This is a genomic window from Pseudomonas sp. S31, from assembly GCF_016648105.1.
Lineage (GTDB): Bacteria > Pseudomonadota > Gammaproteobacteria > Pseudomonadales > Pseudomonadaceae > Aquipseudomonas.
In genome coordinates this window covers 12796-37897 of record NZ_JACVVE010000003.1, presented here as the reverse complement: position 1 = coordinate 37897, position 25102 = coordinate 12796, and the positions used below count along the sequence as shown (strand labels likewise).

General features: G+C 65.0%; 17 protein-coding genes. 9 read left to right on the top strand and 8 right to left on the bottom strand.

Going from position 1 to position 25102, the window contains the following annotated elements; genetic code table 11:
- Positions 1 to 25: 25 nt before the first annotated feature.
- From IAE37_RS03900 to putP, 6 genes are all read right to left on the bottom strand, one after another.
- Positions 26 to 1441 (bottom strand): PIG-L deacetylase family protein, encoded by a 1416-nt coding sequence (locus IAE37_RS03900; RefSeq protein ID WP_201169995.1) that lies wholly within the window; start codon positions 1439 to 1441, stop codon positions 26 to 28.
- Positions 1438 to 2334, bottom strand: coding sequence for an antimicrobial resistance protein Mig-14 (locus IAE37_RS03895; RefSeq protein WP_201169483.1), 897 nt, complete (start codon positions 2332 to 2334; stop codon positions 1438 to 1440). Before IAE37_RS03895 ends, IAE37_RS03900 begins: the two co-directional genes overlap by 4 nt.
- The gene (locus IAE37_RS03890; RefSeq protein WP_201169480.1) at positions 2334 to 3464 is read right to left on the bottom strand and encodes a glycosyltransferase; all 1131 of its coding nucleotides are present in this window, start codon (positions 3462 to 3464) and stop codon (positions 2334 to 2336) included. Before IAE37_RS03890 ends, IAE37_RS03895 begins: the two co-directional genes overlap by 1 nt.
- Positions 3448 to 5205, bottom strand: a complete 1758-nt coding sequence (locus IAE37_RS03885; protein WP_201169477.1) for a carbamoyltransferase family protein — start codon at positions 5203 to 5205, stop codon at positions 3448 to 3450. Before IAE37_RS03885 ends, IAE37_RS03890 begins: the two co-directional genes overlap by 17 nt.
- A gap of 121 nt (positions 5206 to 5326) precedes the next feature.
- The gene (locus tag IAE37_RS03880; RefSeq protein WP_201169474.1) at positions 5327 to 6163 is read right to left on the bottom strand and encodes a 23S rRNA (adenine(2030)-N(6))-methyltransferase RlmJ; all 837 of its coding nucleotides are present in this window, start codon (positions 6161 to 6163) and stop codon (positions 5327 to 5329) included.
- A gap of 185 nt (positions 6164 to 6348) precedes the next feature.
- Positions 6349 to 7827, bottom strand: a complete 1479-nt coding sequence (gene putP, locus IAE37_RS03875) for a sodium/proline symporter PutP (protein ID WP_201169470.1) — start codon at positions 7825 to 7827, stop codon at positions 6349 to 6351.
- A 354-nt stretch (positions 7828 to 8181) separates the two neighbouring features.
- Here putP and putA point away from each other — a divergent pair, with 354 nt between their 5' ends.
- Entirely contained in the window at positions 8182 to 12135 is a 3954-nt protein-coding gene (gene putA, locus IAE37_RS03870) for a trifunctional transcriptional regulator/proline dehydrogenase/L-glutamate gamma-semialdehyde dehydrogenase (protein ID WP_201169468.1), read from the top strand.
- Positions 12136 to 12283: 148 nt separating this feature from the next.
- Here the strand turns inward: putA and IAE37_RS03865 are convergent, their stop codons facing one another.
- Positions 12284 to 12856, bottom strand: coding sequence for a hypothetical protein (locus IAE37_RS03865; protein ID WP_201169457.1), 573 nt, complete (start codon positions 12854 to 12856; stop codon positions 12284 to 12286).
- 214 nt (positions 12857 to 13070) lie between these two features.
- Here IAE37_RS03865 and IAE37_RS03860 point away from each other — a divergent pair, with 214 nt between their 5' ends.
- The 8 genes from IAE37_RS03860 (at position 13071) to IAE37_RS03825 (ending at position 24792) form a co-directional block, all read left to right on the top strand.
- Positions 13071 to 14873, top strand: coding sequence for an acyl-CoA dehydrogenase (locus IAE37_RS03860; RefSeq protein ID WP_201169455.1), 1803 nt, complete (start codon positions 13071 to 13073; stop codon positions 14871 to 14873).
- 32 nt (positions 14874 to 14905) lie between these two features.
- On the top strand, positions 14906 to 16348 hold the full coding sequence (locus IAE37_RS03855; RefSeq protein ID WP_201169453.1) for a TldD/PmbA family protein: 1443 nt from the start codon (positions 14906 to 14908) through the stop codon (positions 16346 to 16348).
- Positions 16348 to 17679: a TldD/PmbA family protein gene (locus IAE37_RS03850; protein WP_201169451.1), complete on the top strand. Its 1332-nt coding sequence runs from the start codon at positions 16348 to 16350 to the stop codon at positions 17677 to 17679. The genes IAE37_RS03855 and IAE37_RS03850 overlap by 1 nt, the downstream gene beginning before the upstream one ends.
- A gap of 109 nt (positions 17680 to 17788) precedes the next feature.
- Complete coding sequence (gene mdtD, locus IAE37_RS03845; RefSeq protein WP_201169449.1) at positions 17789 to 19216, top strand: multidrug transporter subunit MdtD; 1428 nt, start codon at positions 17789 to 17791, stop codon at positions 19214 to 19216.
- 112 nt (positions 19217 to 19328) lie between these two features.
- Positions 19329 to 20666 carry an ATP-dependent RNA helicase DbpA gene (dbpA, locus tag IAE37_RS03840; RefSeq protein WP_236409784.1) on the top strand — a complete coding sequence of 446 codons (1338 nt, stop codon included), beginning with the start codon at positions 19329 to 19331 and terminating at the stop codon, positions 20664 to 20666.
- Between the two features lie 130 nt (positions 20667 to 20796).
- On the top strand, positions 20797 to 21978 hold the full coding sequence (locus tag IAE37_RS03835) for an NAD(P)/FAD-dependent oxidoreductase (RefSeq protein WP_201169446.1): 1182 nt from the start codon (positions 20797 to 20799) through the stop codon (positions 21976 to 21978).
- An 83-nt stretch (positions 21979 to 22061) separates the two neighbouring features.
- Entirely contained in the window at positions 22062 to 24266 is a 2205-nt protein-coding gene (gene yccS, locus IAE37_RS03830) for a YccS family putative transporter (protein WP_201169444.1), read from the top strand.
- A 73-nt stretch (positions 24267 to 24339) separates the two neighbouring features.
- On the top strand, positions 24340 to 24792 hold the full coding sequence (locus IAE37_RS03825) for a GNAT family N-acetyltransferase (protein WP_201169442.1): 453 nt from the start codon (positions 24340 to 24342) through the stop codon (positions 24790 to 24792).
- A 3-nt stretch (positions 24793 to 24795) separates the two neighbouring features.
- On the opposite strand, the gene IAE37_RS03820 is transcribed toward IAE37_RS03825, so the two are convergent.
- Positions 24796 to 25092: a winged helix-turn-helix domain-containing protein gene (locus IAE37_RS03820; protein WP_201169440.1), complete on the bottom strand. Its 297-nt coding sequence runs from the start codon at positions 25090 to 25092 to the stop codon at positions 24796 to 24798.
- Between the last annotated feature and the right edge of the window lie 10 nt (positions 25093 to 25102).

Genomic DNA, 25102 nt, shown 5'->3' with positions numbered 1-25102 from the left:
TGGGCGCTCACGCCATCGCGGTCAATCAAAGATCGTTATTGAATTCACGGCGCCAGAAAAGTTCATGACGGCGTACAGCCTTGCGGAAAAATTCGTTCTCCCCGTAGGGCGACTGACGACGCCCAGCCAGCCAGCGCTGCAGCAGGCGGCGCAGGCGGCGCTTGAAGGGCGCCGGCGGCTGCAGGTCGTGCATCATGCCCAGGGCCATGGCCTTGTCGCGCTGGGTGGCGAGGTCCAGCACCAGGCTGCATGGCGCCCATGCCTGCGTGGCCTCGAGTTGCGGCGGCAAGGCCACGCCATCGCCGCTGTCGCCCATGGGCCAACGGTCGTTGTCGTGCAGGTGGTTGGCGTAGCACAACAGCGTTTGTGGCTGCCAGGCCAGGCCTTGCAAGGCCTCGAGCACCGCCGCCTGGGCGCAGATATGATCCGGGTGCGGGTCGAGTTGTGGGTGCGGCATCACCAGCACCTGCGGCTTGGCCAGCTCCAGCAGCGCCCGCAGGTCGGCCAGCAGGTTGTGCCAGGTGGGCGCTCCGTCGGCATCGCCTGGCAGCGGGAAGGGGTTGAACTGGCGGAACGTGCGGATATCGTCCAGCTCGGCCTCGCGAGAAGCGGCAGGCACATCGGGGGCCGCCTGCATCGCCGGCAGTTGCAGGCAGAAGTAGCCCAGCTGGATGCAGCGCGCCTCCGGCACACCGGCCCAGCGCGGCACCGCGATGCTATCCCAGGCGCGCAGGCGCCCCTTCAAGCGCGCAGCCTCGGCTCGCTCCAGTCCCATGTGCTGGTAGTGTTCGGCCTCGATTTCACCGGCAGTCAGGGTGACTACCCAGGTTTCCTCGGCCTGGCTGTACAGCCCATAAGCGGCCAGCTCGGCATCGTCGGCGTGCGGGGCGATGACCATTACCCGGCGGTGGCGCAGCTCGACGCTGGGCGTGACCCACAGGCGCGGCTCGCCGAGCAGGCGGCAATGGCGCCCCCGCAGGCGCAGCGCACCCGCCTGCAATGGCGCAGCCAGGCCGGTGAGGTTCAGGTAGCGCAGGCCATCGACGCCGCGTTCGAAGGTTTGCCGGTCGCCCTGGCCCCCGGCCAGCAGCTCGACCCGCGGGTCGAGAAAACGCCCCAGCCAATTGCTCTTCACCCGTAGCGCCAGGATCAGGGTCTCGTCGCCAGCGAGGGCCGCATCGGTCGTGAGCTTGCCATCACGCAGGCTCACGGCGGCTTCGACGCCGTGCTCGGCAAAGTCGTAGGCGTAGTCTTCGCCTGGCGCGTAGAACAGATGATCAGCGAACCAGGCCTCATGAGCGGCCCAGAGCACTGGCAGGAGCAACAATGGCAGCCACCACCAGCTGAACACGCCCAGCAGTACCAACGCCAGCAGGCCCGCGAGCAGGCCCAGGCGCTTGTTGCGCCGATGGCGCTTGAGCAATTGCTGCTTGCGGCTCACACCTGGAACACCGGCACGGGGTTGCACCAACGGTCCTTGTACTCGCGATCGGCACGGCCGAACGAGAACCGCAACGGCTTGCCGCGCGCCTGGGCATCCTCCCAGGCCGCCTGGGTATTGAGGAAGCTCAGCACGCTGCCAGGGCTGAAGGCCTTGGTTTCGGGGTCGACCCCGCCGTTGACGTACTCGACGCTGATCCACTCGGGCGCCTCGACCCGGTACACCAGCTGGATGGCAATGGCCTTGCCGTCGAGCAACAGCACCGAACCGATCAGCAATGAGCGCAGGCGCTCCAGCACCTCGGCCATGCGCTCAGCCCCGGTGGCCGGGAAGCCCCAGCGGCGCTGGAACAGGTCGCAGTACATCGCCGCGATCTCGGCGCTGGTGAAATCGCCGATGGGCTTGACCACCCCACCGGCTTCTTCCAGCAGGCGCAGTTCGCGGCGCTGGTTGTAGCGAAACTTCTTCGACAGGTCTTCATGGGCACGCGCCATGGCCAGTTGCTCGGCTTGCGGTTTGAGGCCGACGAAGCGCCCCTGGTTCAGCTCGGACAGGTAGCGCCCGGCATGGCGCAGCGGTGCGCCGGCCTGGGCGGCGGCAGGCAGGATGATCTCGGCATTGCCGAGGTCGAACAGGCCTTTCTTGCCAGCGCGCTTGAGCACCTCCTTGGACAGCGCCAGGTGGCGCCCCCAGGCGGGCAACGCGGCCTTGAGCTCGCCAGCCTGGTGCCAGCCCAGATAGCGCACCGGGATCTGGGCCAGGTCGGCCAACTGCTCTATGACCAGCGGATGGGTGGCAACACTGCCGCCAAACCTTGCCCAGGCATCGGCATAGGCTGGCGCATCGATCGGCGCCCAGCCCCGTTCGCGGAACGCTTGCAGACGATTGAGCATCAGGCCGGCTCCACCAGTGCGCGCACCTGCGGCAACTGCCAGAAGGCTTCGCGCACGGCGTTGTCGGAAAAACGCTCGTGCAGGCGCTGCAGCATGTGCTCGGCGCAGGCCTGGCGCTGCTCGGCATCCAGCCCGGCCATATGCGCCAGGCCCTGGGCCAGTTGCGCGGCATCGCCCAGCGGGAACAGCACACCAACACCTTCGACCACCTCGCGCGCACCGCCGCAGGCAGTTGCCAACAGCGGCACGCCGGCCACCATGGCTTCGAGCAGGACCATGCCGAACGGCTCATGGTCGGAGCTCAGGGCGAACACATCGAAGGCCCGGAAATAGCGCCGTGCATCCGCCACCTGGCCGAGGAAATCGACCTGGGCGGCAATCCCCAGTTCCGCGGCAAGGGCCTTGAGCTTGCCTTCCAGGCGCCCCTGCCCGAGTATCGCCAGGCGCGCGCCGGCCGGCAGCCCTGGGAGTGCCTGGGCAAAGCCGCGCAGCAAGGTGGCCTGGTCCTTGTCCGGATGCAATCGACCGACGTTGCCGACTACCCAGGCCTGCGCATCCAGGCCCAGGGCCTCCCGTGCCTCGGCACGGGGCACCAGGTTGGCCTGCAGCGCGGCGATGTCGATGCGGTTGTACAAGGTCTGGATACGCTCGCCAGGCCACTGCGGCAGGCAACGGCGCATGTCGTCACGCACCGCGTCCGACACACCGAGCAGGCTCAGGCGCTGGCGGAACAGATTGGCGAACAACCGGCGGCCCTTGCGCTGGTAGTCACCGAACGCATGATGCACGCCGATCACCGGCAGGCCGGTGGCCAGCAACGCCACGTAGATCGGCTTGAAGCGATGGGCGATGCAGAAGCTGAAATTTCGCTCGGCGGCGATCTTGCGCAGCGCGCGGATCGCCCCCAGCTTCAGGCCGCGAACGGCCTTGGAGCTGAACTCGAGGAACAGCACCTCGTCCGAGGCGCAGCCAGCGGCGACCTGCGGGTCGGCGGCGCCAGTGAGGAACACCGTGGTGACCTGGTAGCCGCTACCTTGGAACAGGCTGGCGTACTGACGGGCGCAGTCGAGGAAAGGCCCGTCATAGCCATGGCAGAACTGCAGGACGCTTGGCTCAGAGCGGCTGGTCATACAGGGCCGCGCCGTCCTTGACCACCAGGATGTCTTCCATGATCAGGTACTGCAGGTCCGAGCCGAAGAACATGTTCAGGGCATCGGTCGGCGAGCAGATCATCGGTTCACCACGACGGTTGAGCGAGGTGTTCAGCGACACGCCGTTGCCGGTCAGGTCCTCCAGCGCCTTCATCATGTCGTAGTAGCGCGGGTTGTACTCGCGCTTGAGCACCTGGGCGCGGGAAGTGCCGTCTTCGTGGACCACTTCCGGTACGCGGGTCTTCCACTCTTCGGCGACTTCGAAGGTGAAGGTCATGAACGGCGCTGGGTGGTCGACTTTGATCATCTGCGGCGCGACGGTATCGAGCATCGACGGGCAGAAAGGCCTCCAGCGCTCGCGGAACTTGATCTGCTCGTTGATACGGTCGGCCACGCCCGGCACGCTCGGGCAACCGATGATCGAGCGACCGCCGAGGGCGCGCGGACCGAACTCCATGCGGCCCTGGAACCAGGCCACCGGATTGCCGTCGACCATGATCTTGGCGATGCGCTGCGGGGTGTCGTCGAGCTTGCGCCATTTCGGCGCGTCCGGGTGACGGGCGCAGGCGGCGATCACATCTTCGTTGGAGTAGGCAGGGCCGAGGTAGACGTGCTCCATCTTCTCGACCGGCACGCCACGGGCGTGGGAAACGTAGGCCGCAGCACCGACCGCAGTACCGGCATCGCCGGACGCCGGCTGGACGAACAGCTCCTTCACGTCGTCACGGGCGATGATCTTCTGGTTGAGCTTGACGTTCAGCGCGCAGCCGCCAGCGAAGGCAAGCTTGCCGGTTTCACGCAGGGTGTCGCCCAGGTAGTGGTCGATCATCTGCAGCGCCAGCTTCTCGAACAGCGCCTGCATGCTGGCCGCGTAGTGGATGTACGGCTCGTCGGCGATGTCGCCTTCGCGCTTGGGGCCCAGCCACTCGATCAGCTTGGGCGAGAAGTAGAAGCCCTTGCCCTTCTCTTTATAGCGGCGCAGGCCGATGACGTTGGCGTACTCGGTGTTGATCACCAGCTCGCCGTTTTCGAAGCTGGCCAGGCGCGAGAAGTCGTACTTGCTGGCATCGCCGTACGGGGCCATGCCCATGACCTTGAACTCGCCATCGAGCATCTCGAAACCAAGGAACTCGGTGATCGCGCCGTACAGGCCGCCCAGCGAGTCCGGATCGAAGAACTCCTTGATCTTGTGGATCTTGCCGTTTTCGCCGTAGCCGAAGAAGGTGGTGGCGTACTCACCCTTGCCGTCGATGCCGAGGATCGCGGTCTTTTCCTGGAAGCCCGAGCAGTGGTAGGCGCTGGAGGCGTGGGCCAGGTGGTGCTCGACCGGCTCGATCTTGACCTTTTTCGGGTCGAAACCCAGTTGTTCCAGGCACCAGACGATCTTCTTGCGGTAGCGCTTGTAACGACGGTTGCCCATCAGGATGGCGTCGAGGGCGCGATCCGGGGCGTACCAGTAACGCTTGGCGTAGTGCCAGCGGGCCTTGCCGAACAGGCTGATCGGAGCGAACGGAATGGCCACCACGTCGACGTCGGACGGCTTGATGCCCGCCTGTTCCAGGCAGAACTTCGCCGACTCGTAGGGCATGCGGTTCTTCGCATGCTTGTCACGCACGAAGCGCTCTTCTTCGGCGGCGGCAATCAACTTGCCGTCGATGTACAGGGCCGCGGAAGGGTCATGGCTAAGGGCGCCGGACAGGCCAAGAATCGTCAATGCCAAGGGATGAGCCTCTTCATTCGGTAGAGATGCGCCAGCGGCCTCTTGGGCGGCCGGCGGCTAAAGAGCGGGATTATAACGCAAACAATGAGAGAGACACCGCATAACCTGTGGCAGCGCCGGGCTACTCGGCGATCAACCAGTCCATGCGGAAGCTGCCTGCGGTCTGCGCCAACTCCTTGGCCAGCCAAGGCAGCAGCTCACGCAGTTCTTCCTCCAGCCCCCAAGGCGGGTTGGCGATGGCCAGGCCGGAGCCGTTGAGGCCTTGCGGACTGTCCTGGTGGTGCACGTAGAGCTCGACCCGCAGCAGCTTGGGCGCACCGGTACTGGTCAGGTCCTGGTAGAAGCGGGTGAGCGTGCGCTGGTCCTTGATCGGGTACCAGATGGCCGCGACGGTCTGGCGCATGCGGCCGATCGCCTCCTTCATCGCCAGCGTGCAGCGCTTGAGCTCGTCGGCCTGCTCGAACGGCGGGTCGATGAGCATGATCGCGCGCTTCTCCTGCACGGGCAGCAGCGCCCGCGGCACGTGCCAACCCTCGCCCAGGTGCACGACCACGCGCGGATCCTTCTTCATGTTCTCCTTGAGCAGCGGCCCGTCCTCGGGGTGCTTCTCGTTGAGCAGTGCTCGGTCCTGCTGGCGCATCAGGCGCCGCGCAAGCTCCGGCGACCCTGGGTAGTAACGCAGCTCGCCATCGGCGTTCAGGCGCTTGATGATGCGCAGGTAGTCGGCGGTCATCGACGGCAGGTCATCGCGATTCCACAGGCGCGCTACGCCTTCGAGGTATTCGCCGGTACGAGTCGCCTGATCACCTTGCAGGTCGTACAGGCCAAGGCCGGCGTGAGTGTCGATGTAGGCGAACGGTTGTTCCTTGCGCGACATCAGGGCGATGAGGCGGGTCAGCACGATGTGCTTGAGGACGTCGGCGTGGTTGCCGGCGTGGAAGGCGTGACGATAGTTCATGGCAACTCCTGCGGGGAGGGCAAGTTTACCTTGCCTTGCCGGCGGAGTCAGGCCTGGCTGTCGACTGGCGGTGGCTTCTTCGCGGGCTTGCCCGCTCCCACAGGGATCGCACTAGCTTGAGCTTCAGTGCAAACCCTGTGAGAGCGGGCAAACCCGCGAAGCAGGCGCCACGGACTCAGCAGGTATTACTTGTCCGCGTGGTACGCCGCGTCAGCTTTTTCAAAGCGTTGCAGCATCGCCTGCGACGGGCTGCCCAGCTTGCTGACCAGCACGATGGCGATACTGGCGAGCAGGAAGCCTGGGATGATTTCGTACAAACCCCAGATATCGATCTGCTTCCACAGGATCACAGTCAACGCACCGATCACGATACCGGCCAGGGCACCGTTACGGGTCATGCCTTTCCACAGCACCGAGATCAGCACCACCGGGCCGAAGGCGGCACCGAAACCGGCCCAGGCATAGGCGACCAGGCCCAGCACACGGTTTTCCGGGTTGGCGGCCATGGCGATGGCGATCAGCGCAACGGCCAGCACCATCAGGCGACCGACCCACACCAGTTCGACCTGGGAGGCGTTCTTGCGCAGGAATGCCTTGTAGAAGTCCTCGGTCAGGGCGCTGGAGCACACCAGCAGTTGGCAGCTCAGGGTACTCATCACTGCGGCGAGGATGGCCGACAGCAGCACACCGGCGATCCACGGGTTGAACAGGATCTTCGCCAGTTCGATGAACACGCGCTCGTGGTTTTCGGTGACCGGCCCCGCCACCTCAGGGTGCGCGGAGAAGTAGGCGATACCGAAGAAGCCCACTGCACAGGTACCGGCCAGGCACAGGATCATCCAGGTCATGGAAATGCGACGGGCCTTGGCGATCGACTTGACCGAGTCGGCAGCCATGAAGCGCGCCAGGATGTGCGGCTGACCGAAGTAGCCAAGGCCCCAGCCCATCAACGAAATGATGCCGATGAAGGTCGCACCTTTGAGCATGTCGAAGTTCGCCGGGTTCTGCGCCTCGATCGCCAGGAAGGTGGTGTCGAAACCGCCAGTGGAGATCAGCACGATGATCGGGGTGAGAATCAGCGCGAAGATCATCAGCGACGCCTGCACGGTGTCGGTCCAGCTCACCGCCAGGAAACCACCGACGAAGGTGTAGGCGATGGTGGCTGCCGCGCCTGCCCACAGGGCCGTCTCGTACGGCATGTCGAAGGTGCTTTCGAACAGGCGCGCGCCGGCGACGATGCCAGAGGCGCAATAGATGGTGAAGAACACCAGGATGACGACGGCCGAAATGATCCGCAGCAGACCGCTGCTGTCTTCGAAACGGCTGGCGAAGTAGTCCGGCAGGGTCAGCGCGTCACCGTTGTGTTCAGTCTGCACGCGCAAGCGGCCGGCGACGAACAGCCAGTTCAGGTAGGCACCGACCGTCAGGCCGATGGCGATCCAGGCTTCAGACAGGCCGGAGAAGTAGATGGCGCCTGGCAGGCCCATCAGCAACCAGCCGCTCATGTCGGAAGCGCCGGCCGAAAGCGCCGTGACCACGCTACCGAGGCTACGACCACCCAGAATGTAGTCGGAAAGGTTCTTGGTGGAGCGATAGGCCGCGAAACCGATCAGCACCATTGCAGCGATGTAGATCACGAAGGTGATCGTCAGTGGATTGCCCATGCGTGTGCCCTGGCGTTTGTTTTTATCTCATGTGCAGCCGCGCGAGGCGGTTGCACCCAGGCGGCGCATCCTATGCAACAACTCAAATCTGGTGCAACCCTTTTTGAACCGTCAGTTGCACCATGCCGTGATTTTCCGAAATTACCTACTTTTTGCTCCTTAACGGAACAAAAAACACTTTTTTAAGAAAAAAACGCACTGAAATTGACCATTTCCAGGTTGTGGGTAAGTCGGCTGGACGAGTGAAACCCAGCCGATGAAAAATTCAGGTTGCACCTAGTTGCACCCGAAATCGCCTACAGCTAATCTTGGCGCCAGCTTAGGCCACAGCCGTGGCAATAACGAGGATAAGAAATGGCGACGACCACCCTGGGGGTCAAACTCGACGACCCGACCCGTGAGCGACTCAAGGCAGCTGCGCAGTCCATCGACCGCACGCCGCACTGGTTGATCAAGCAAGCGATCTTCAATTATCTGGAGAAGCTCGAGGGTGGTGCCACCCTGACCGAACTCAACGGTCATGCCAGCGCCCTGGCCGACGACGCCGGCGAAATCCAACCCGACCAAAGCCACCAGTGCTTCCTCGAATTCGCCGAAAGCATCCTGCCACAGTCCGTCCTGCGCTCGGCCATCACCGCCGCCTATCGCCGCCCCGAGCCTGAGGTGGTGCCGATGCTGCTGGAGCAGGCACGCCTGAGCGCACCGCTGGCCGAGGCCACCAACAAGCTGGCCGCCGGCATCGCCGAGAAGCTGCGCAACCAGAAGAGCGCCGGTGGGCGCGCCGGCATCGTCCAGGGTTTGCTGCAGGAGTTCTCGCTGTCGTCCCAGGAAGGCGTGGCCCTGATGTGCCTGGCCGAAGCCCTGCTGCGCATCCCCGACAAGGGCACCCGTGACGCCCTGATCCGCGACAAGATCAGCAACGGCAATTGGCAACCGCACCTGGGCAACAGCCCGTCGCTGTTCGTCAACGCCGCGACCTGGGGCCTGCTGCTGACCGGCAAGCTGGTCTCCACCCACAACGAAGCCGGCCTGACCTCCTCGCTCACCCGTATCATCGGCAAAAGCGGCGAGCCGATGATCCGCAAGGGCGTCGACATGGCCATGCGCCTGATGGGCGAGCAGTTCGTGACCGGCGAGACCATCGCCGAAGCCTTGGCCAACGCCAGCCGCTTCGAGTCCAAGGGCTTCCGCTATTCCTACGACATGCTCGGCGAAGCCGCACTGACCGAGCATGACGCGCAGAAGTACCTGGCGTCCTACGAACAGGCAATCCACTCGATCGGCAAGGCCTCCCATGGCCGTGGCATCTATGAAGGCCCGGGCATCTCCATCAAGCTTTCGGCACTGCATCCGCGCTACAGCCGCGCCCAGTACGAGCGCGTGATGGAAGAATTGTACCCGCGCCTGCTGTCGCTGACGCTGCTGGCCAAGCAATACGACATCGGCCTGAACATCGACGCCGAGGAAGCCGACCGCCTGGAGCTGTCCCTGGATCTGCTCGAGCGCCTGTGCTTCGAGCCATCACTGGCCGGTTGGAACGGCATCGGCTTCGTCATCCAGGCCTACCAGAAGCGCTGCCCTTACGTGATCGACTACGTCATCGACCTGGCCAAGCGCAGCCGCCACCGCCTGATGATCCGCCTGGTGAAAGGCGCCTACTGGGACAGCGAGATCAAGCGCGCCCAGGTCGAAGGCCTGGAAGGCTATCCGGTGTACACCCGCAAGGTGTATACCGACGTTTCCTACGTCGCCTGCGCACGCAAGCTGCTGGCAGTGCCAGAGGCCATCTACCCGCAGTTCGCCACCCACAACGCCCACACCCTTTCGGCCATTTATCATATCGCCGGGCAGAACTACTACCCCGGCCAGTACGAGTTCCAATGCCTGCACGGCATGGGCGAGCCTTTGTACGAACAGGTTGTCGGCAAGGTCTCCGAAGGCAAGCTGAACCGCCCCTGCCGCGTGTACGCCCCGGTCGGCACCCACGAAACGCTGCTGGCCTACCTGGTTCGTCGCCTGCTGGAAAACGGCGCCAACACCTCGTTCGTCAACCGCATCGCCGACCACTCGATCTCCATCCAGGAACTGGTCGCCGACCCGGTCGCCAGCATCGAGCGCATGGCCACCCAGGAAGGCGGCATCGGCCTGCCGCACCCACGCATCCCGCTGCCACGCGAGCTATACGGCAGCGAGCGAGCCAACTCGGCCGGCATCGACATGGCCAACGAACACCGTCTGGCGTCGCTGTCCTGCGCCATGCTGGCCACCGCTCACAACGACTGGAAAGCCGTCCCACTGCTGGCTTGCGCTGCTAGCGAAAGCGCCGCCGTGGCCGTGCTGAACCCGGCCGACCACCGCGACGTGGTCGGCCACGTGCAGGAAGCGACCGTGGCCGATGTCGACAACGCTATCCAGTGTGCCCTGAACGCTGCACCGATCTGGCAGGCCACGCCACCGGCCGAGCGCGCCGCCATTCTCGAGCGTACCGCCGACCTGATGGAAGCCGAGATCCAGCCGCTGATGGGCCTGCTCATCCGCGAGGCCGGCAAGACCTTCGCCAACGCCATCGCCGAGGTGCGCGAGGCGGTGGACTTCCTGCGTTACTACGCGGTACAGGCACGCAACGATTTCAGCAACGACGCCCACCGCCCACTGGGCCCGGTGGTGTGCATCAGCCCGTGGAACTTCCCGCTGGCGATCTTCACCGGCCAGGTCGCTGCCGCACTGGCCGCAGGCAACCCGGTGCTGGCCAAGCCGGCGGAACAGACTCCGCTGATCGCCGCCCAGGCCGTGCGCCTGCTGCTCGAGGCCGGTATCCCCGAAGGCGTGCTGCAACTGCTGCCAGGCCAGGGCGAAAGCGTCGGTGCCGGCCTGGTCGGTGACGAGCGCGTCAAGGGCGTCATGTTCACCGGCTCCACCGAAGTCGCGCGCCTACTGCAGCGCAATGTTGCCGGGCGCCTGGACAACCAAGGCCGGCCGATCCCGCTGATCGCCGAAACCGGTGGCCAGAACGCGATGATCGTCGACTCCTCGGCACTCACCGAGCAGGTGGTGATCGACGTGGTCTCGTCGGCCTTCGACAGCGCCGGCCAGCGTTGCTCGGCCCTGCGCGTGCTGTGCCTGCAGGAAGACTCGGCCGACCGCGTGATCGAGATGCTCAAGGGCGCCATGGCCGAAAGCCGCCTGGGTAATCCCGACCGCCTGGCCGTGGACATCGGCCCGGTGATCGACGCAGAAGCCAAGGCCGGCATCGAGAAGCACATCCAGGGCATGCGCGAGAAAGGTCGCTCGGTCTACCAGGTCGCCATTGCCGATGCCTCCGAGGTCAAACGCGGCACCTTCGTCATGCCGACCCTGATCGAGCTGGAGAGCTTCGACGAGCTCAAACGTGAGATCTTCGGCCCGGTACTGCACGTGGTGCGCTACAACCGTCGCAACCTCGACCAACTGATCGAGCAGATCAACGACTCAGGCTATGGCCTGACCCTCGGGGTGCACACCCGCATCGACGAGACCATCGCCAAGGTGGTGGAGAACGCCAACGTCGGCAACATGTACGTCAACCGTAACATCGTTGGCGCCGTGGTCGGGGTCCAGCCGTTCGGCGGTGAAGGCCTGTCCGGCACCGGCCCGAAAGCCGGAGGCCCGCTGTACCTGTATCGCCTGCTGTCGACCCGCCCGGCCGACGCGATCGGCCGTCACTTCCAGCAGCAGGATGGCGAAGGCCAGCCGGACCGTGCCCTGCATACCCAGCTGATCAAGCCACTGCACGACCTCAAGGCCTGGGCCCAAGGCAACCAGCAGACCGAGCTGGCCGAACTGTGCGAACAATTCGCCGGCCAGTCGCAGAGCGGCATCGCCCGCCTGCTGCCAGGCCCGACCGGCGAGCGCAACAGCTACACCATACTGCCGCGCGAGCACGTGCTGTGCCTGGCGGACAACGAGGCGGACCTGCTGGCGCAGCTTGCTGCGGTGCTGGCGGTGGGCAGTTCGGCGGTGTGGGTCGACGGCGAACTCGGCAAGGGCCTGCGCGGCCGTCTGCCGAAAGAGCTGCAGGCCAAGGTCAAGCTGGTCGCGGACTGGAACAAGGATGAAGTGGCGTTCGACGCCGTGATCCACCATGGCGACTCGGACCAGCTGCGCGACGTCTGCAAGCAGGTAGCCAAGCGTGCAGGCGCCATCGTCGGCGTGCACGGGCTGTCCAGCGGAGACCACCAGATCGCCCTGGAGCGCCTGGTGATCGAGCGTGCGGTGAGCGTGAATACCGCGGCAGCTGGCGGTAACGCGAGCTTGATGACTATCGGTTGATGGTTTGCGGTTGCTGACGGGAAAGGAGAGCTTCGGCTCTCCTTTTCTGTGGGCGCTCGCTTCAAGATATTCAGCGACAGTGCGATCAAGCCCCTCCCACGGCGCATTGCGGCCACGGATATCAAGGCCATGAATGCCCAGTCCGCATTCAAATGGTAACCAGATCGATACCCATCAAAAAAGCCAGAAGCGCGAGCATGACCATGCTTGGCCAAACCAGCAGGCCGCATGCCATCCACAGCCAGTTTGCAACAGTAAAATTTGAGTTTACCTTTCCGCTAACGTCTCCCTCTGAAGAGTTTATGGCCTTTTGCATGCTTACTACACACCAAGTATTCATTGCCGCCAAAAGAACCTGTAAAAATACGACAACAGGTAAATTGGGGTTAACAATCCCATGGGTCACATAAACAGGCAGCACGGCAGTAACTATCAAGCCCACGGTCAGTGCGAACGGCGACCAACGATACATGCATCCTGACTGCCGGAGCTTATTACCCACCCGCTTTAGCAGCGCGTACACAAAGAAAACAGCAAACAAAGCGCGCAGGATGGGCAACACACGCGCCCCCGCATATTTTCTTTGCAACACCCAACTTCGATAGAAGCAATAAAGCCAATACCACCCAAATGTAAAAAAGCTGACGACCGCAACTTTCCTCAAAGATACGACGAAAAACTGCTTTTGATCAGCATTCTGGAGCTGCTCTTGCTCTGACATCACGAACCACTCTTGTGTTAAAGAGCGTGACATTTAATAGCAACCGCCGCGGCAGAAATGCCATACCTTTCTGCGTCATAAGTCAGACTATTCTGATATCGGCACAATTCCGATACATGCAGGTCTGTGACCAGCCATCATCTGAATCAATAATGGTGTTGACGGCTGTGGCCCATACTTAGAATCAGCTAACGCCCGCCCCAGGACCGCCCCCATGCCCGAGACCCTACTCAGCCCCCGCAACCTCGCCTTCGAACTCTATGAAGTCCTCGACGCCGAGGCCCTGACCCAGCGCACGCGCTTCGCCGAGCACAGCCGCGAAACCTTCGACGCGGCGCTGACCACCGCACGCGCCATCGCTGAAAAACACTTCGCCCCGCACAACCGCAAGGCCGATGAAAACGAGCCGCGCTACGTCGATGGCCGCGCCGAGCTGATTCCCGAGGTAAAACCCGCCGTCGACGCCTTCCTCGCCGCCGGCTTCCTCAACGCCAACCGCGACTTCGAGGTCGGGGGCATGCAGTTGCCCAGCCTGGTGTCCCAGGCCTGCTTCGCCCACTTCCAGGCCGCCAACGCCGGCACCACAGCCTACCCGTTCCTTACCATGGGCGCGGCCAACCTGATCGAGAGCTTCGGCAGCGACGAGCAGAAACGCCTGTACCTGCAGCCGATGATCGAGGGCCGCTACTTCGGCACCATGGCCCTGACCGAACCCCACGCCGGTTCCTCCCTGGCCGATATCCGTACCCGCGCGGAGCCGGCCGATGACGGCAGCTACCGGCTCAAGGGCAACAAGATCTTCATCTCTGGCGGCGATCACGAGCTGTCGGAGAACATCGTGCATCTGGTGCTCGCCAAGCTGCCGAATGCACCCGCCGGAGTGAAAGGCATCTCGCTGTTCATCGTGCCCAAGTACCGGGTCAACCCCGATGGCAGCCTGGGCCGGCGCAACGACGTGCTGCTCGCCGGGCTGTTCCACAAGATGGGCTGGCGCGGCACCACCTCCACCGCGCTGAACTTCGGCGACAACGGCGACTGCGTCGGCTTTCTGGTCGGCCAGCCGCACCAGGGCCTGGCCTGCATGTTCCAGATGATGAACGAGGCCCGTATCGGCGTCGGCATGGGTGCGGTGATGCTCGGCTACGCCGGTTACCTCCACTCGCTGGACTACGCCCGCCAGCGGCCACAAGGCCGGCTGCCGGACAACAAGGACCCGCACAGCCCACCCGTGCCGATCAGCGAACATGCCGACGTCAAGCGCATGCTGCTGGCGCAGAAGGCCTACGTAGAAGGCGCCTTCGACCTGGGCCTGTACGCCGCACGGCTGTTCGACGACACCCACACCGCCGCGGAGCAGGCCGAGCGCCAGCAGGCCCAGGCGCTGCTCGACCTGCTGACCCCGATCGTCAAATCCTGGCCCTCGAAGTTCTGCCTCAAGGCCAACGAACTGGCCATCCAGATCCTCGGCGGCCACGGCTACACCCGCGAGTACCCGGTCGAGCAGTACTACCGCGACAATCGCCTGAACCCCATCCACGAGGGCACCGAAGGCATCCAGGCCCTCGACCTGCTCGGGCGCAAGCTGGCCCAGCACAACGGCGCAGGCCTCAAGCAGCTGATCCGCCTGATCGCCAGCACCGGCGAGCGCGCCAGCCATCACCCCAGCCTCGACGCCCTGCGCCAGCCGCTGGAGCAATTGGTCAACCGCCTGCAAGGCGTGACCCTGGCCCTGCTGGGCGACCTGGCCGAGGGCAAGGTCAGCGCGACGTTGGCCAATGCCAGCCTGTACCTCAACGCCTTCGGCCATTGCGTGATCGGCTGGCGCTGGCTACAGCAGGCGATTCACGCCGAACTCGGCCTGCTCGAGGGCAGCCCTGCTGATCGCGATTTCTACCTCGGCAAACTGCAAGCCGCGCGTTATTTCCTCACCTGGGAGGTGCCCGGCTGCCATAATGACCTGGCATTGCTCGAGGCTCGCGACGATACGTGCCTGGCCATGCAAGACGGGTGGTTCTAGGGGGGAGCCACCGTGTACTCGGAGATTCCCGCATGTTCGATTCCAGCGCCCTGCTGCGCCAGCGCTTCGCTGCGCTGCGCAGTACGGCCGATGTGTTTTCCCTGCGCCATGTGAAGCAGTCGCACCAGGCGTTGTGCGTGCGCCGCAATGTCGCCGAACCACCGATGTTCAGCCAGGACGAAGGCGCCATGCTGACCGCACGGGTCGCTGGCGTGGAGGCCTATGCGGCCACCGCCGACCTGTCGCAAGCTGGCCTGCAACGGGCGCTGGAGCAGGCCGAGGCACTGGCCCGGCAGATCGCCGCGCACAGTTTGCTCGACCTGCGCGCCCAGCCGGTGACCAGCGCTCGCCATGACCACCTCTCACCCAACCTCGACCAACCGCTGCCAAGCCTCGCCGATTGCCTCGGCCTGCTCGCCAGCGAGTCGGCCAGCGTACCCCGGGACAACCGCCTGGTAGATTGGCTGGCCAGCCTGGGCATGAGCCTGGTGGAACAGACCTACCTCAACTCGGCCGGTGCCGAACTGCGCCACGCCCAGCGCTTCCTCTACCCTGGGCTGAGCGTGACCGCCAGCGATGGCCAGGACAGCCAGAGCCGCAGCCTGGGCCTGAGCAATTTCGGCCAGCAAGGCGGCTTCGAGGTCGTCCAGCGTTGCGGCCTGGTCGGTGCCGCCGGGCGCATCGCCGACGAAGCCCTGCAGCTGCTGCTGGCGCCGAACACGCCCAGCGGCCCGCGCGACCTGCTGCTGATGCCCGACCAAATGATGCTGCAGATCCACGAGTCCATCGGCCACCCGCTGGAGATGGACCGGATCCTCGGCGACGAACGCAACTACGCCGGCACCAGCTTCGTCAAGGCCAGCGACTTCGGCCACCTGCGCTACGGCTCCGAGTTGCTCAACGTGACCTTCGATCCGACCCTCGAGGAAGAACTCGCCAGTTACAGTTTCGACGACGACGGCACGCCGGCCAGCAAGCAGTTCCTGATTCGCGACGGCCTGCTGGAGCGCCCGCTGGGCGGGACGCTGTCGCAGTACCGCTCGGGCCTGGGCGGCGTGGCCAACAGCCGTGCCTGCAGCTGGAACCGCGCGCCGATCGACCGCATGGCCAACCTCAACCTCGAACCCGGCGACCAGAGCCTGCAGCAACTGGTCGGGGGTATCGAGCATGGCATCCTGATGAGCAACAATCGCTCCTGGTCCATCGACGATGCGCGCAACAAGTTCCAGTTCGGCTGCGAGTGGGGCCAGCTGATCGAGGATGGCGAACTCAAGGGCATCGTCAAGAACCCCAACTACCGCGGCATCTCCGCGCAGTTCTGGCGCAACCTCGCCGCCGTCGGCGACCGCAGCACCTTCGAAGTGCTCGGCACGCCCAACTGCGGCAAGGGTGAACCCAACCAGGTGGTCCGTGTCGGCCATGCCTCGCCCGCCTGTGTGTTCCGCCAGATCGACGTATTCGGAGGAGACGCCTGATGAGCGCCACGCCACAACAATCCTTCGAGGCGATGGTCGAGGCCCTGCGCGCCGCCTTGCAGCCCGGAGAGCACTTCACCCTTGGCTACAGCGCCGAGCACTCGCAGTTCGTGCGTTTCAACCATGCCAAGGTGCGCCAGGCCGGCACGGTCGTGCAGGCCAGCGCGCAACTGCGGCTGGTACGGGACGGGCGCCAGGCGCAACAGCAGGTGACCCTGAGCGACGACGCGCAACTGGACGCGCAACGCCTCGATGACGCCTTGGCGCAATTGCGCCAGACCTTGCCGCTGCTGGCGCTCGACCCTTACCTGAGCCTGGACGACACCGCCTGGCACACCCATAGCCTGCAGCAACAGCCCTTGCCCGAACTGGACGAGGTACTGGCCTTGGTCGAGCGCGAGGCCGGTGACCTGGACCTGGTCGGCATCTATGCCGCCGGCCCGATCTGCCGCGGCTTCGCCAGCTCGTTCGGGGCCTTCGGCTGGCACCAGGCCAATAGTTTCAACTTCGACTGGAGCCTGTTCCACGACAACGGCCAGGCGGTCAAGGCCAACTATGCAGGCCAAGCCTGGAGCACCGAGGAGTTCACCGCGCGGCTGCGCCAGGCGCGCGAGCAACTGGGCTTCCTCGGTCGCCCCGCCATCACCCTGAAGCCCGGCAGCTACCGCGCCTACCTGGCGCCCGCGGCCATGGACGAAATCGCCGGCATGCTGTGCTGGGGCGCTTTCTCGGCACAAGCCTTGGCCACCGGTAACAGCGCCTTGCAGCGCCTGTACAATGGCGATGCCCGGCTCAGCCCCCTGGTCGGTTTCGCCGAGCAGGTCAGTGGCTCGTTGAGCCCGGCGTTTTCCGACGAGGGCTCGCCCCGTCTCGACGTGGCGCTGATCGACCAGGGCCAGGCCCGGGAAAAGCTGATCAGCGCCCGCAGCGCCGCCGAGTTCGCCCTCCAGGGCAATGGCGCCGACAGCTACGAATCGCCTTGTGCACTGAGCCTGGACGCAGGCAACCTGGCCAACGCGCAGATACTCGAACGGCTCGGTACCGGCCTTTACATCAGCAACCTCTGGTACCTCAACTACTCGGACCTGCCCGCCGCGCGCATGACCGGGCTGACCCGCTTCGCCACCTTCTGGGTGGAGAACGGCGAGATACAGGGGCCGGTGAGCACCATGCGTTTCGATGACAGCCTGTACAACCTGCTGGGCGGCGAGCTGGAAGACCTGACCCAGGAGCGCGAGATGATCCTGTCGACCAGCACCTATGGACAACGCAGTACCGGATCGAGTCATTTGCCGGGGGCGCTGGTCAAAGCGCTGACCCTGACATTGTGATTGGCATCGCTGGCCCTTTCGCGGCTAAAGCCGCTCCTACAGGATTTGTCCTGCTTCTGTAGGAGCGGCTTTAGCCGCGAATAAGCCGGCACCGACAAACGAGGACGTCATGCCTGAACGCACCCCGCTGGACCCTGTGACCGCCCGCTGGATCCCCTGGGTGGTCGCCATCGCCTTCTTCATGCAGTCCCTGGACGGTACCATCCTCAACACCGCGTTGCCGGCCATGGCCCGTTCGCTGGCAGAAGACCCGCTGCGCATGCAGGGCGTGATCATCGCCTACATGCTTACCGTGGCGCTGCTGATCCCGGCCTCGGGCTGGATCGCCGACCGCTTCGGCACCAAGCGCATCTTCTTCAGCGCCATCCTGCTGTTCAGCTTTGGCTCGCTGCTGTGTGCCGCCGCCAACAGCCTCGGTTTCCTGATCTTCGCGCGTATCGTGCAGGGCCTGGGCGGCGCGCTGATGCTGCCGGTCGGGCGCCTGGTAGTGCTACGCGCCTACCCGCGCACCGAACTGGTGCGGATCATGAGCTTCATCACCATCCCCGGTCTGCTCGGCCCACTGCTCGGCCCGACGGTGGGTGGCTGGCTGGTGGAGATCCTCAGCTGGCACTGGATCTTCCTGCTCAACCTGCCGGTGGGTGCCCTGGGCTGCTACGCCGTGTGGAAACTCATCCCCGACCTGCGCGGCGCCGAACGCACCACCTTCGATGGGCCGGGGTTCCTGCTGTTCGGTGCGGCGATGGTACTGATCACCATCGCCATGGAAGGCCTCGGGGAACTGCACCTGCCGCATCTGCGGGTGATGCTGCTGCTATTCGCCGGCATGGCCTGCCTGGCGGCCTACTGGCTACGCGCCGGGCGCGACCCCGAGCCCCTGTTCTCGCCCAGCCTGTTCCGCGTGCGCACCTTCGCCATCGGTATCCTCGGCAATCTGTTCGCGCGTCTGGGCAGCGGTGCCCTGCCCTTCCTCGTGCCGTTGCTGCTGCAGGTGGCACTGGGCTATTCGCCCGCCCAGGCCGGCATGAGCATGATTCCACTGGCGGCCGCCGCCATGCTTGCCAAATCCGTCGCCAGGCCGCTGATCGAGCGCTTCGGCTACCGCATCATCCTCACCACCAATACCCTGTTGCTGGGCCTGCTGTTGGCCAGCCTGGGGCTGGTGGACGAGCAGACCCCCTACGTCGTCCTGCTGATCCACCTGGGCTTGCTCGGGGCGGTCAACTCGATGCAGTTCACGGCCATGAACACCGTGACCCTGATCGACCTCGACGACGCCAGCGCCAGCAGCGGCAACAGCCTGCTGTCGGTGGTCGCCCAGTTGGCCCTGAGCCTCGGCGTGGCCTGTGCCGGGGCCCTGCTCGGCGGTTTCACCGCAGCGGGCGCCGCCGAGGGTGTAGAGACCACCCTGGGCGCATTCCAGCTGACGTTCGTGACCATCGGCATCATGGCGATGCTGGCGGCGGCGATCTTCCTGCAGCTTTCGCCGACAGACGGAAGGCGTGCCCGTCGTCCGGAAGCGCACATCGAATCGTAGGGCGAATGGCCATGAGGCTGGTAGACTGTGCGGCATTTTTCGCTTCGCACCGCAGGCCCGCCTCGTGACCACCGATTCCACCGCCTTTGCCACCCTGCCGCTGTCCGCTGCCATGCTGGCCAACCTGGACGCCCTCGGCTATGCCTCGATGACGCCGATCCAGGCCCAGAGCCTGCCGGTCATCCTAAAGGGCCAGGACCTGATCGCCCAGGCCAAGACCGGCAGCGGCAAGACCGCAGCCTTCGGCATCGGCCTACTCAACCCCATCAACCCGCGCTACTTCGGCTGCCAGGCCCTGGTCCTGTGCCCCACCCGCGAGCTCGCCGACCAAGTGGCCAAGGAGCTGCGCCGGTTGGCCCGCGCCGAGGACAACATCAAGATCCTGACGCTGTGCGGCGGTGTGTCGCTCGGTCCGCAGATCGCCTCGCTGGAGCACGGCGCGCATATCATCGTCGGCACCCCTGGGCGCATCCAGCAGCATCTGGACAAAGGCACCCTGGTGCTCGACGGGCTCAACACCCTGGTGCTCGACGAAGCCGACCGCATGCTCGACATGGGCTTCTTCGATGCCATCGCCAGCATCATCGGCAAGACCCCGTCGCGCCGCCAGACCCTGCTGTTCTCGGCCACCTACCCGGCCGGCATCGAGCAACTGGCCGCCGACTTCATGCGCAAGCCGCAGCAGGTCAAGGTCGAGAGCCTGCACACCGACAACCAGATCGAACAGCGCTTCATCGAGATCGACCCGCAACAGCGCCTCGAGGCGGTCACCCGCGTGCTCGGCCACTACCGCCCGCAATCCTGCGTGGCGTTCTGCTTCACCAAGCAGCAGTGCGAGGATGTGGTCGCCCACCTGACGGCCAAGGGCATCGTCGCCCAGGCCCTGCATGGCGACCTGGAGCAACGTGATCGCGACCAGGTGCTGACGATGTTCGCCAACCGCAGCAGCTCGGTGCTGGTGGCCACCGACGTGGCCGCCCGCGGCCTGGACATCGATGGCCTGGACATGGTCATCAACGTCGAGCTCGCCCGTGATGCCGAGATCCACGTGCACCGTGTCGGGCGTACTGGCCGTGCGGGCGAGAAAGGCATCGCCATCAGCCTGGTGGCCCCGGCCGAAGGGCACCGTGCCCAGGCCATCGAGGCCCTGCAGAAGAGCCCGTTGCGCTGGGACCAGTTGGACAGCCTGAAGAACAAAGGTGGCGAGCCGCTGCTGCCGGTCATGAGCACCCTGTGCATCGCCGCCGGGCGCAAGGACAAGCTGCGCCCGGGCGACATCCTCGGCGCGCTGACCGGCGATGCCGGGATCCCCGGCAAGCAGGTGGGCAAGATCGCCATCTTCGACTTCCAGGCCTTCGTCGCCGTCGAGCGCGCCTTGGCCAAGCAGGCCATGCAGCGTCTGAACAGCGGCAAGATCAAAGGCCGGGCGCTGAAAGTCCGTATCGTCTGACGCCTGGACAACATCCCTGTAGGAGCGGGTTCACCCGCGAATACGATGGTGCATCCGCGACCGTATTCGCGGGTAAACCCGCTCCTACAGGTTCGGCGTTCCAATTTTGAATCCAAACAGGTTTAACACCGTGCACACCACCGACGTGATCATCATCGGCGCCGGCGCCGCCGGCCTGATGTGCGCCCAGCTCAGCGCCCGCCGTGGCCGCCGGGTGCTGCTGCTCGACCACGCCAACAAACCCGGCAAGAAAATCCTCATGTCCGGCGGCGGGCGCTGCAACTTCACCAACCTGTACACCGAGCCCAGCAACTTCCTCTCGCACAACGCGCACTTCTGCAAGTCGGCGCTGGCCCGCTACACCCAGTGGGACTTCATCGAGCTGGTGGCCAAGCACGGCGTGCCCTACCACGAGAAGAAGCTCGGCCAGCTGTTTTGCGACAACAAGGCCAGCGACATCCTCGACATGCTCCTGGCCGAGTGCGACGAGGCCGGCGCCGAGCTGCGCATGCACACCAGCATCGAGCACATCGAGAAGACCGAGGCCGGCTACCTGTTGCAGACCAGCGCCGGCCCGTTCGCCTGCCAATCGCTGGTGATCGCCACCGGCGGCCTGTCGATCCCGACCCTGGGCGCCACCGGCTTCGGCTACCAGGTGGCCCGCCAGTTCGGCCACACGCTGCTGGCGACCCGCGCCGGCCTGGTGCCGTTCACCATCACCGAGCCCCAACTCAAGGCATTGTGCACCGAGCTCTCCGGCACCTCGCTGGACTGCATCGCCAGTTGCAACGGGAGCAGTTTCCGGGAAAACCTGCTGTTCACCCACCGCGGCCTGAGCGGCCCGGCGATCCTGCAGATCTCGTCGTTCTGGGAAGCGGGCGATACCCTGGAGATCAACCTGCTGCCCGACCGCGACGCGCTGCAGTGGCTGCAGCAGCAACAGGCCGAACGCGCCAACAGCGAGCTGAAGACCGTGCTCGGCGAGGTGTTCACCCGCAAGCTGGCCAACCTGCTGGCCGAGCAGTGGTTCGACTCGCGCCCGATGAAGCAGTACACACCGGCGGAACTGGCGCAGATCGCCAACCGACTGGCGGCGTGGCAACTGGTGCCGGCCGGCACCGAGGGCTACCGCACCGCCGAGGTGACCCTGGGCGGGGTCGATACCCGCGAGGTGTCGTCCAAGACCATGGAATCGCTGAAGAGCCCAGGCCTGTACTTCATCGGCGAGGTACTGGACGTCACCGGCCACCTTGGCGGCTTCAACTTCCAGTGGGCCTGGGCATCGGCCAACGCCGCCGCGCAGTTCGTGTAGAGTAGGATCATCGAGCAGCACGGAACGCTTCTTGCTGGTCCGTGCGCTCATGCATTCCATCGATCACTGCCCAGCAGGCCATCATGTCATCGAGCTCGTTCCGTCAGTCACTGCGTCGCCTGTGGGGCCAAGACAAGTTCAGCTACAGCATCCGGGTGACCATCGCCCTCACCGGCAGCCTGGCCCTGTGCTGGTACCAGGACGAGATGGCCCTGCTGATCCCGCTGTTTCTCGGCATCATCGCCAGTGCCCTGGCCGAGACCGACGACAGCTGGCAGGGCCGTCTCAGCGCCCTGGCCGTCACCCTGGTGTGTTTCGCCATCGCCGCCTTGGCCGTGGAGCTGTTGTTCCCCTACCCCTGGATCTTCGCCATCGCCTTGGCCCTGGCGGCCTTCGGCCTGACCATGCTCGGGGCGCTGGGCGAGCGCTACGGGGCGATCGCCTCGGCCACCCTGATCACCGCGGTGTACACCATGATCGGCGTGGACCAACGCGGCGGCCAGGTCACCGACTTCTGGCATGAACCGATGCTGCTGGTGGCCGGAGCCGCCTGGTATGGCCTGCTGTCGGTGCTGTGGCAGCTGCTGTTCTCCAACCAGCCAGTACAGCAGAGCCTGGCCAGGCTGTTCTACGAGCTGGGTAGCTACCTGAAGCTCAAGGCCAGCCTGTTCGAACCGATCCGCAACCTCGACGTCGAGGCCCGGCGCCTGGAGCTGGCGCAGCAGAACGGCAAGGTGGTGGCGGCGCTGAACGCTGCCAAGGAAATCATCCTGCACCGGGTCGGCAACAGCCAGCCGAACTCCAAGGTCAGCCGTTACCTCAAGCTGTACTTCCTGGCCCAGGACATCCATGAGCGGGTCAGCGCCTCGCACTACCCCTACAACGCCTTGACCGAAGCCTTCTTCCACAGCGATGTGATGTTCCGCTGCCAACGCCTGCTGCGCAAGCAAGGCGCCTCGTGCCAGGAATTGGCCCGCTCTATCCGCCTGCGCCAGCCCTTCGTACTGGCCAGCGGTTTCGCCGAAGCGCTGGAAGACCTGGACGCGTCGCTGGAGCACCTGCGCCTGCAGAACAACCCAGCCTGGCGAGGGCTGCTGCGCTCGCTGCGCGCGCTGGCCGCCAACCTGGCCACCCTTGACCGCCTGCTCGGCGCCGCCAGCAATCCCGACAGCCTCGCCGACGCCAGCGACAGCAGCCTGCTGGACCGCTCGCCGCGCAACTTCAAGGATGTCTGGACGCGCCTGCGCACCCAGCTCACGCCAACCTCGTTGCTGTTCCGCCACGCTTTGCGCCTGCCGCTGGCGCTGTCGATCGGCTACGGCATGGTGCACCTGATCCACCCCACCCAGGGCTACTGGATCATCCTCACCACACTGTTCGTCTGCCAGCCGAACTACGGTGCGACCCGGCGCAAGCTGGTGCAGCGGGTATTTGGCACGGCCATCGGCCTGACCGTGGGCTGGGCGCTGTTCGACCTGTTCCCCAACCCGATCATCCAATCGCTGTTCGCCGTGATCGCCGGGGTGCTGTTCTTCGTCAACCGCACCACCCGCTACACCCTGGCCACCGCCGCGATCACTCTGATGGTGCTGTTCTGCTTCAACCAGATCGGCGACGGCTACGGCCTGTTCCTGCCGCGCCTGTTCGATACGTTGGTGGGCAGCCTGATCGCCATCCTCGCGGTATTCCTGTTCCTGCCCGACTGGCAGGGACGGCGCCTGAACAAGGCCCTGGCCAATACCCTGGCCTGCGCCAGCGTGTACCTGCGCCAGATCATGCAGCAGTACGCCCATGGCAAGCGCGACGACCTGGCCTACCGCCTGGCCCGGCGCAACGCCCACAACGCCGACGCTGCGCTCTCCACCACCCTGGCCAACATGCTCATGGAGCCCGGGCACTTTCGCAAGGAAGCCGACGTGGGCTTCCGCTTCCTGGTGCTGTCGCACACCTTGCTGAGCTACCTCTCGGGCCTCGGCGCGCACCGCGACACGGCGCTGCCGGCCGAGGTCCAGGAACAGTTGATCGAGGGTGCCGGGCAGAGCCTGGCCAACAGCCTGGACGAGATCGCCAATGGCCTGGCGGCGCGCTTGCCGGTGGCCATCCACAGCGATGCCGAGGAAACCCTGGCCAACGAACTGGAGCAGATGCCCGAGGAACTCGACGAGCACCAGCGCCTGGTGCAGACCCAACTGGCGCTGATCTGCCGGCAGCTGGCACCGTTGCGAACCATGGCCGCGCACCTGATAAAAGAAAGCGCGCCGGCTGGCGCCGAACCTCGCACGACATGACATGACGCATTGATCCGCTCGTCGCCGTCGCACCGATTTGCGATGATCGATTATCTTTTCAGGAGCCACGCCAATGTCCGCCGACTGGATCTGCAAGCACCACACCGACCTGAGCAAGGAACAGCTCTATGCCATCCTGCAGTTGCGCACCGAAGTGTTCGTGGTCGAGCAACATTGCGCCTACCAGGAAGTCGACGGCCAGGACCTGACCGGCGACACCCTGCACCTGATGGGCTGGCAGGACGACCAGTTGGTGGCCTACCTGCGCCTGCTCGACCCGCAGTCCCAGGGCGGCGACGTGGTCATTGGCCGGGTGGTGACCTCACCCCAGGCGCGCGGCGCGAAACTCGGCCACCCGCTCTTGCTCAAGGGCCTGGAGGCCGCCGAACACTGCTGGCCCGGCACGCCGGTGTACCTGTCGGCGCAAGCACACCTGCAAGGCTTCTATGCCCAGCACGGTTTCGAAGTGGCCGGCGAGCAATACCTCGAGGACGGCATTCCCCATATCGGCATGCGCAAAGGCTGAGAATCAGGGATACCCCAGCACCTCGCGGATCTGCCGCAGGTGCTGGATGATCCACTGCTTGTCGATCGCCCCCCAGTCATGGATGCGGTAGTGCCCGGCATGGTTGCGCGCGCCTTCCTGCTGCTCGAATTCGCAGGCGATGTCCAGGTCGGCCAGTGCCAGGATGGTGTCCTGAGCGGTGCGCCGCGGCATGCCGGTGGCCTCCATCAGCGCCGGGACACTGGTGGCGGTCTGGCTGTCGATCAGCCAAGCCACGTACAGGCGCCGATAGAAACTGCTCTTGGTCTTGCTCACTTCCATGCTGCATGGT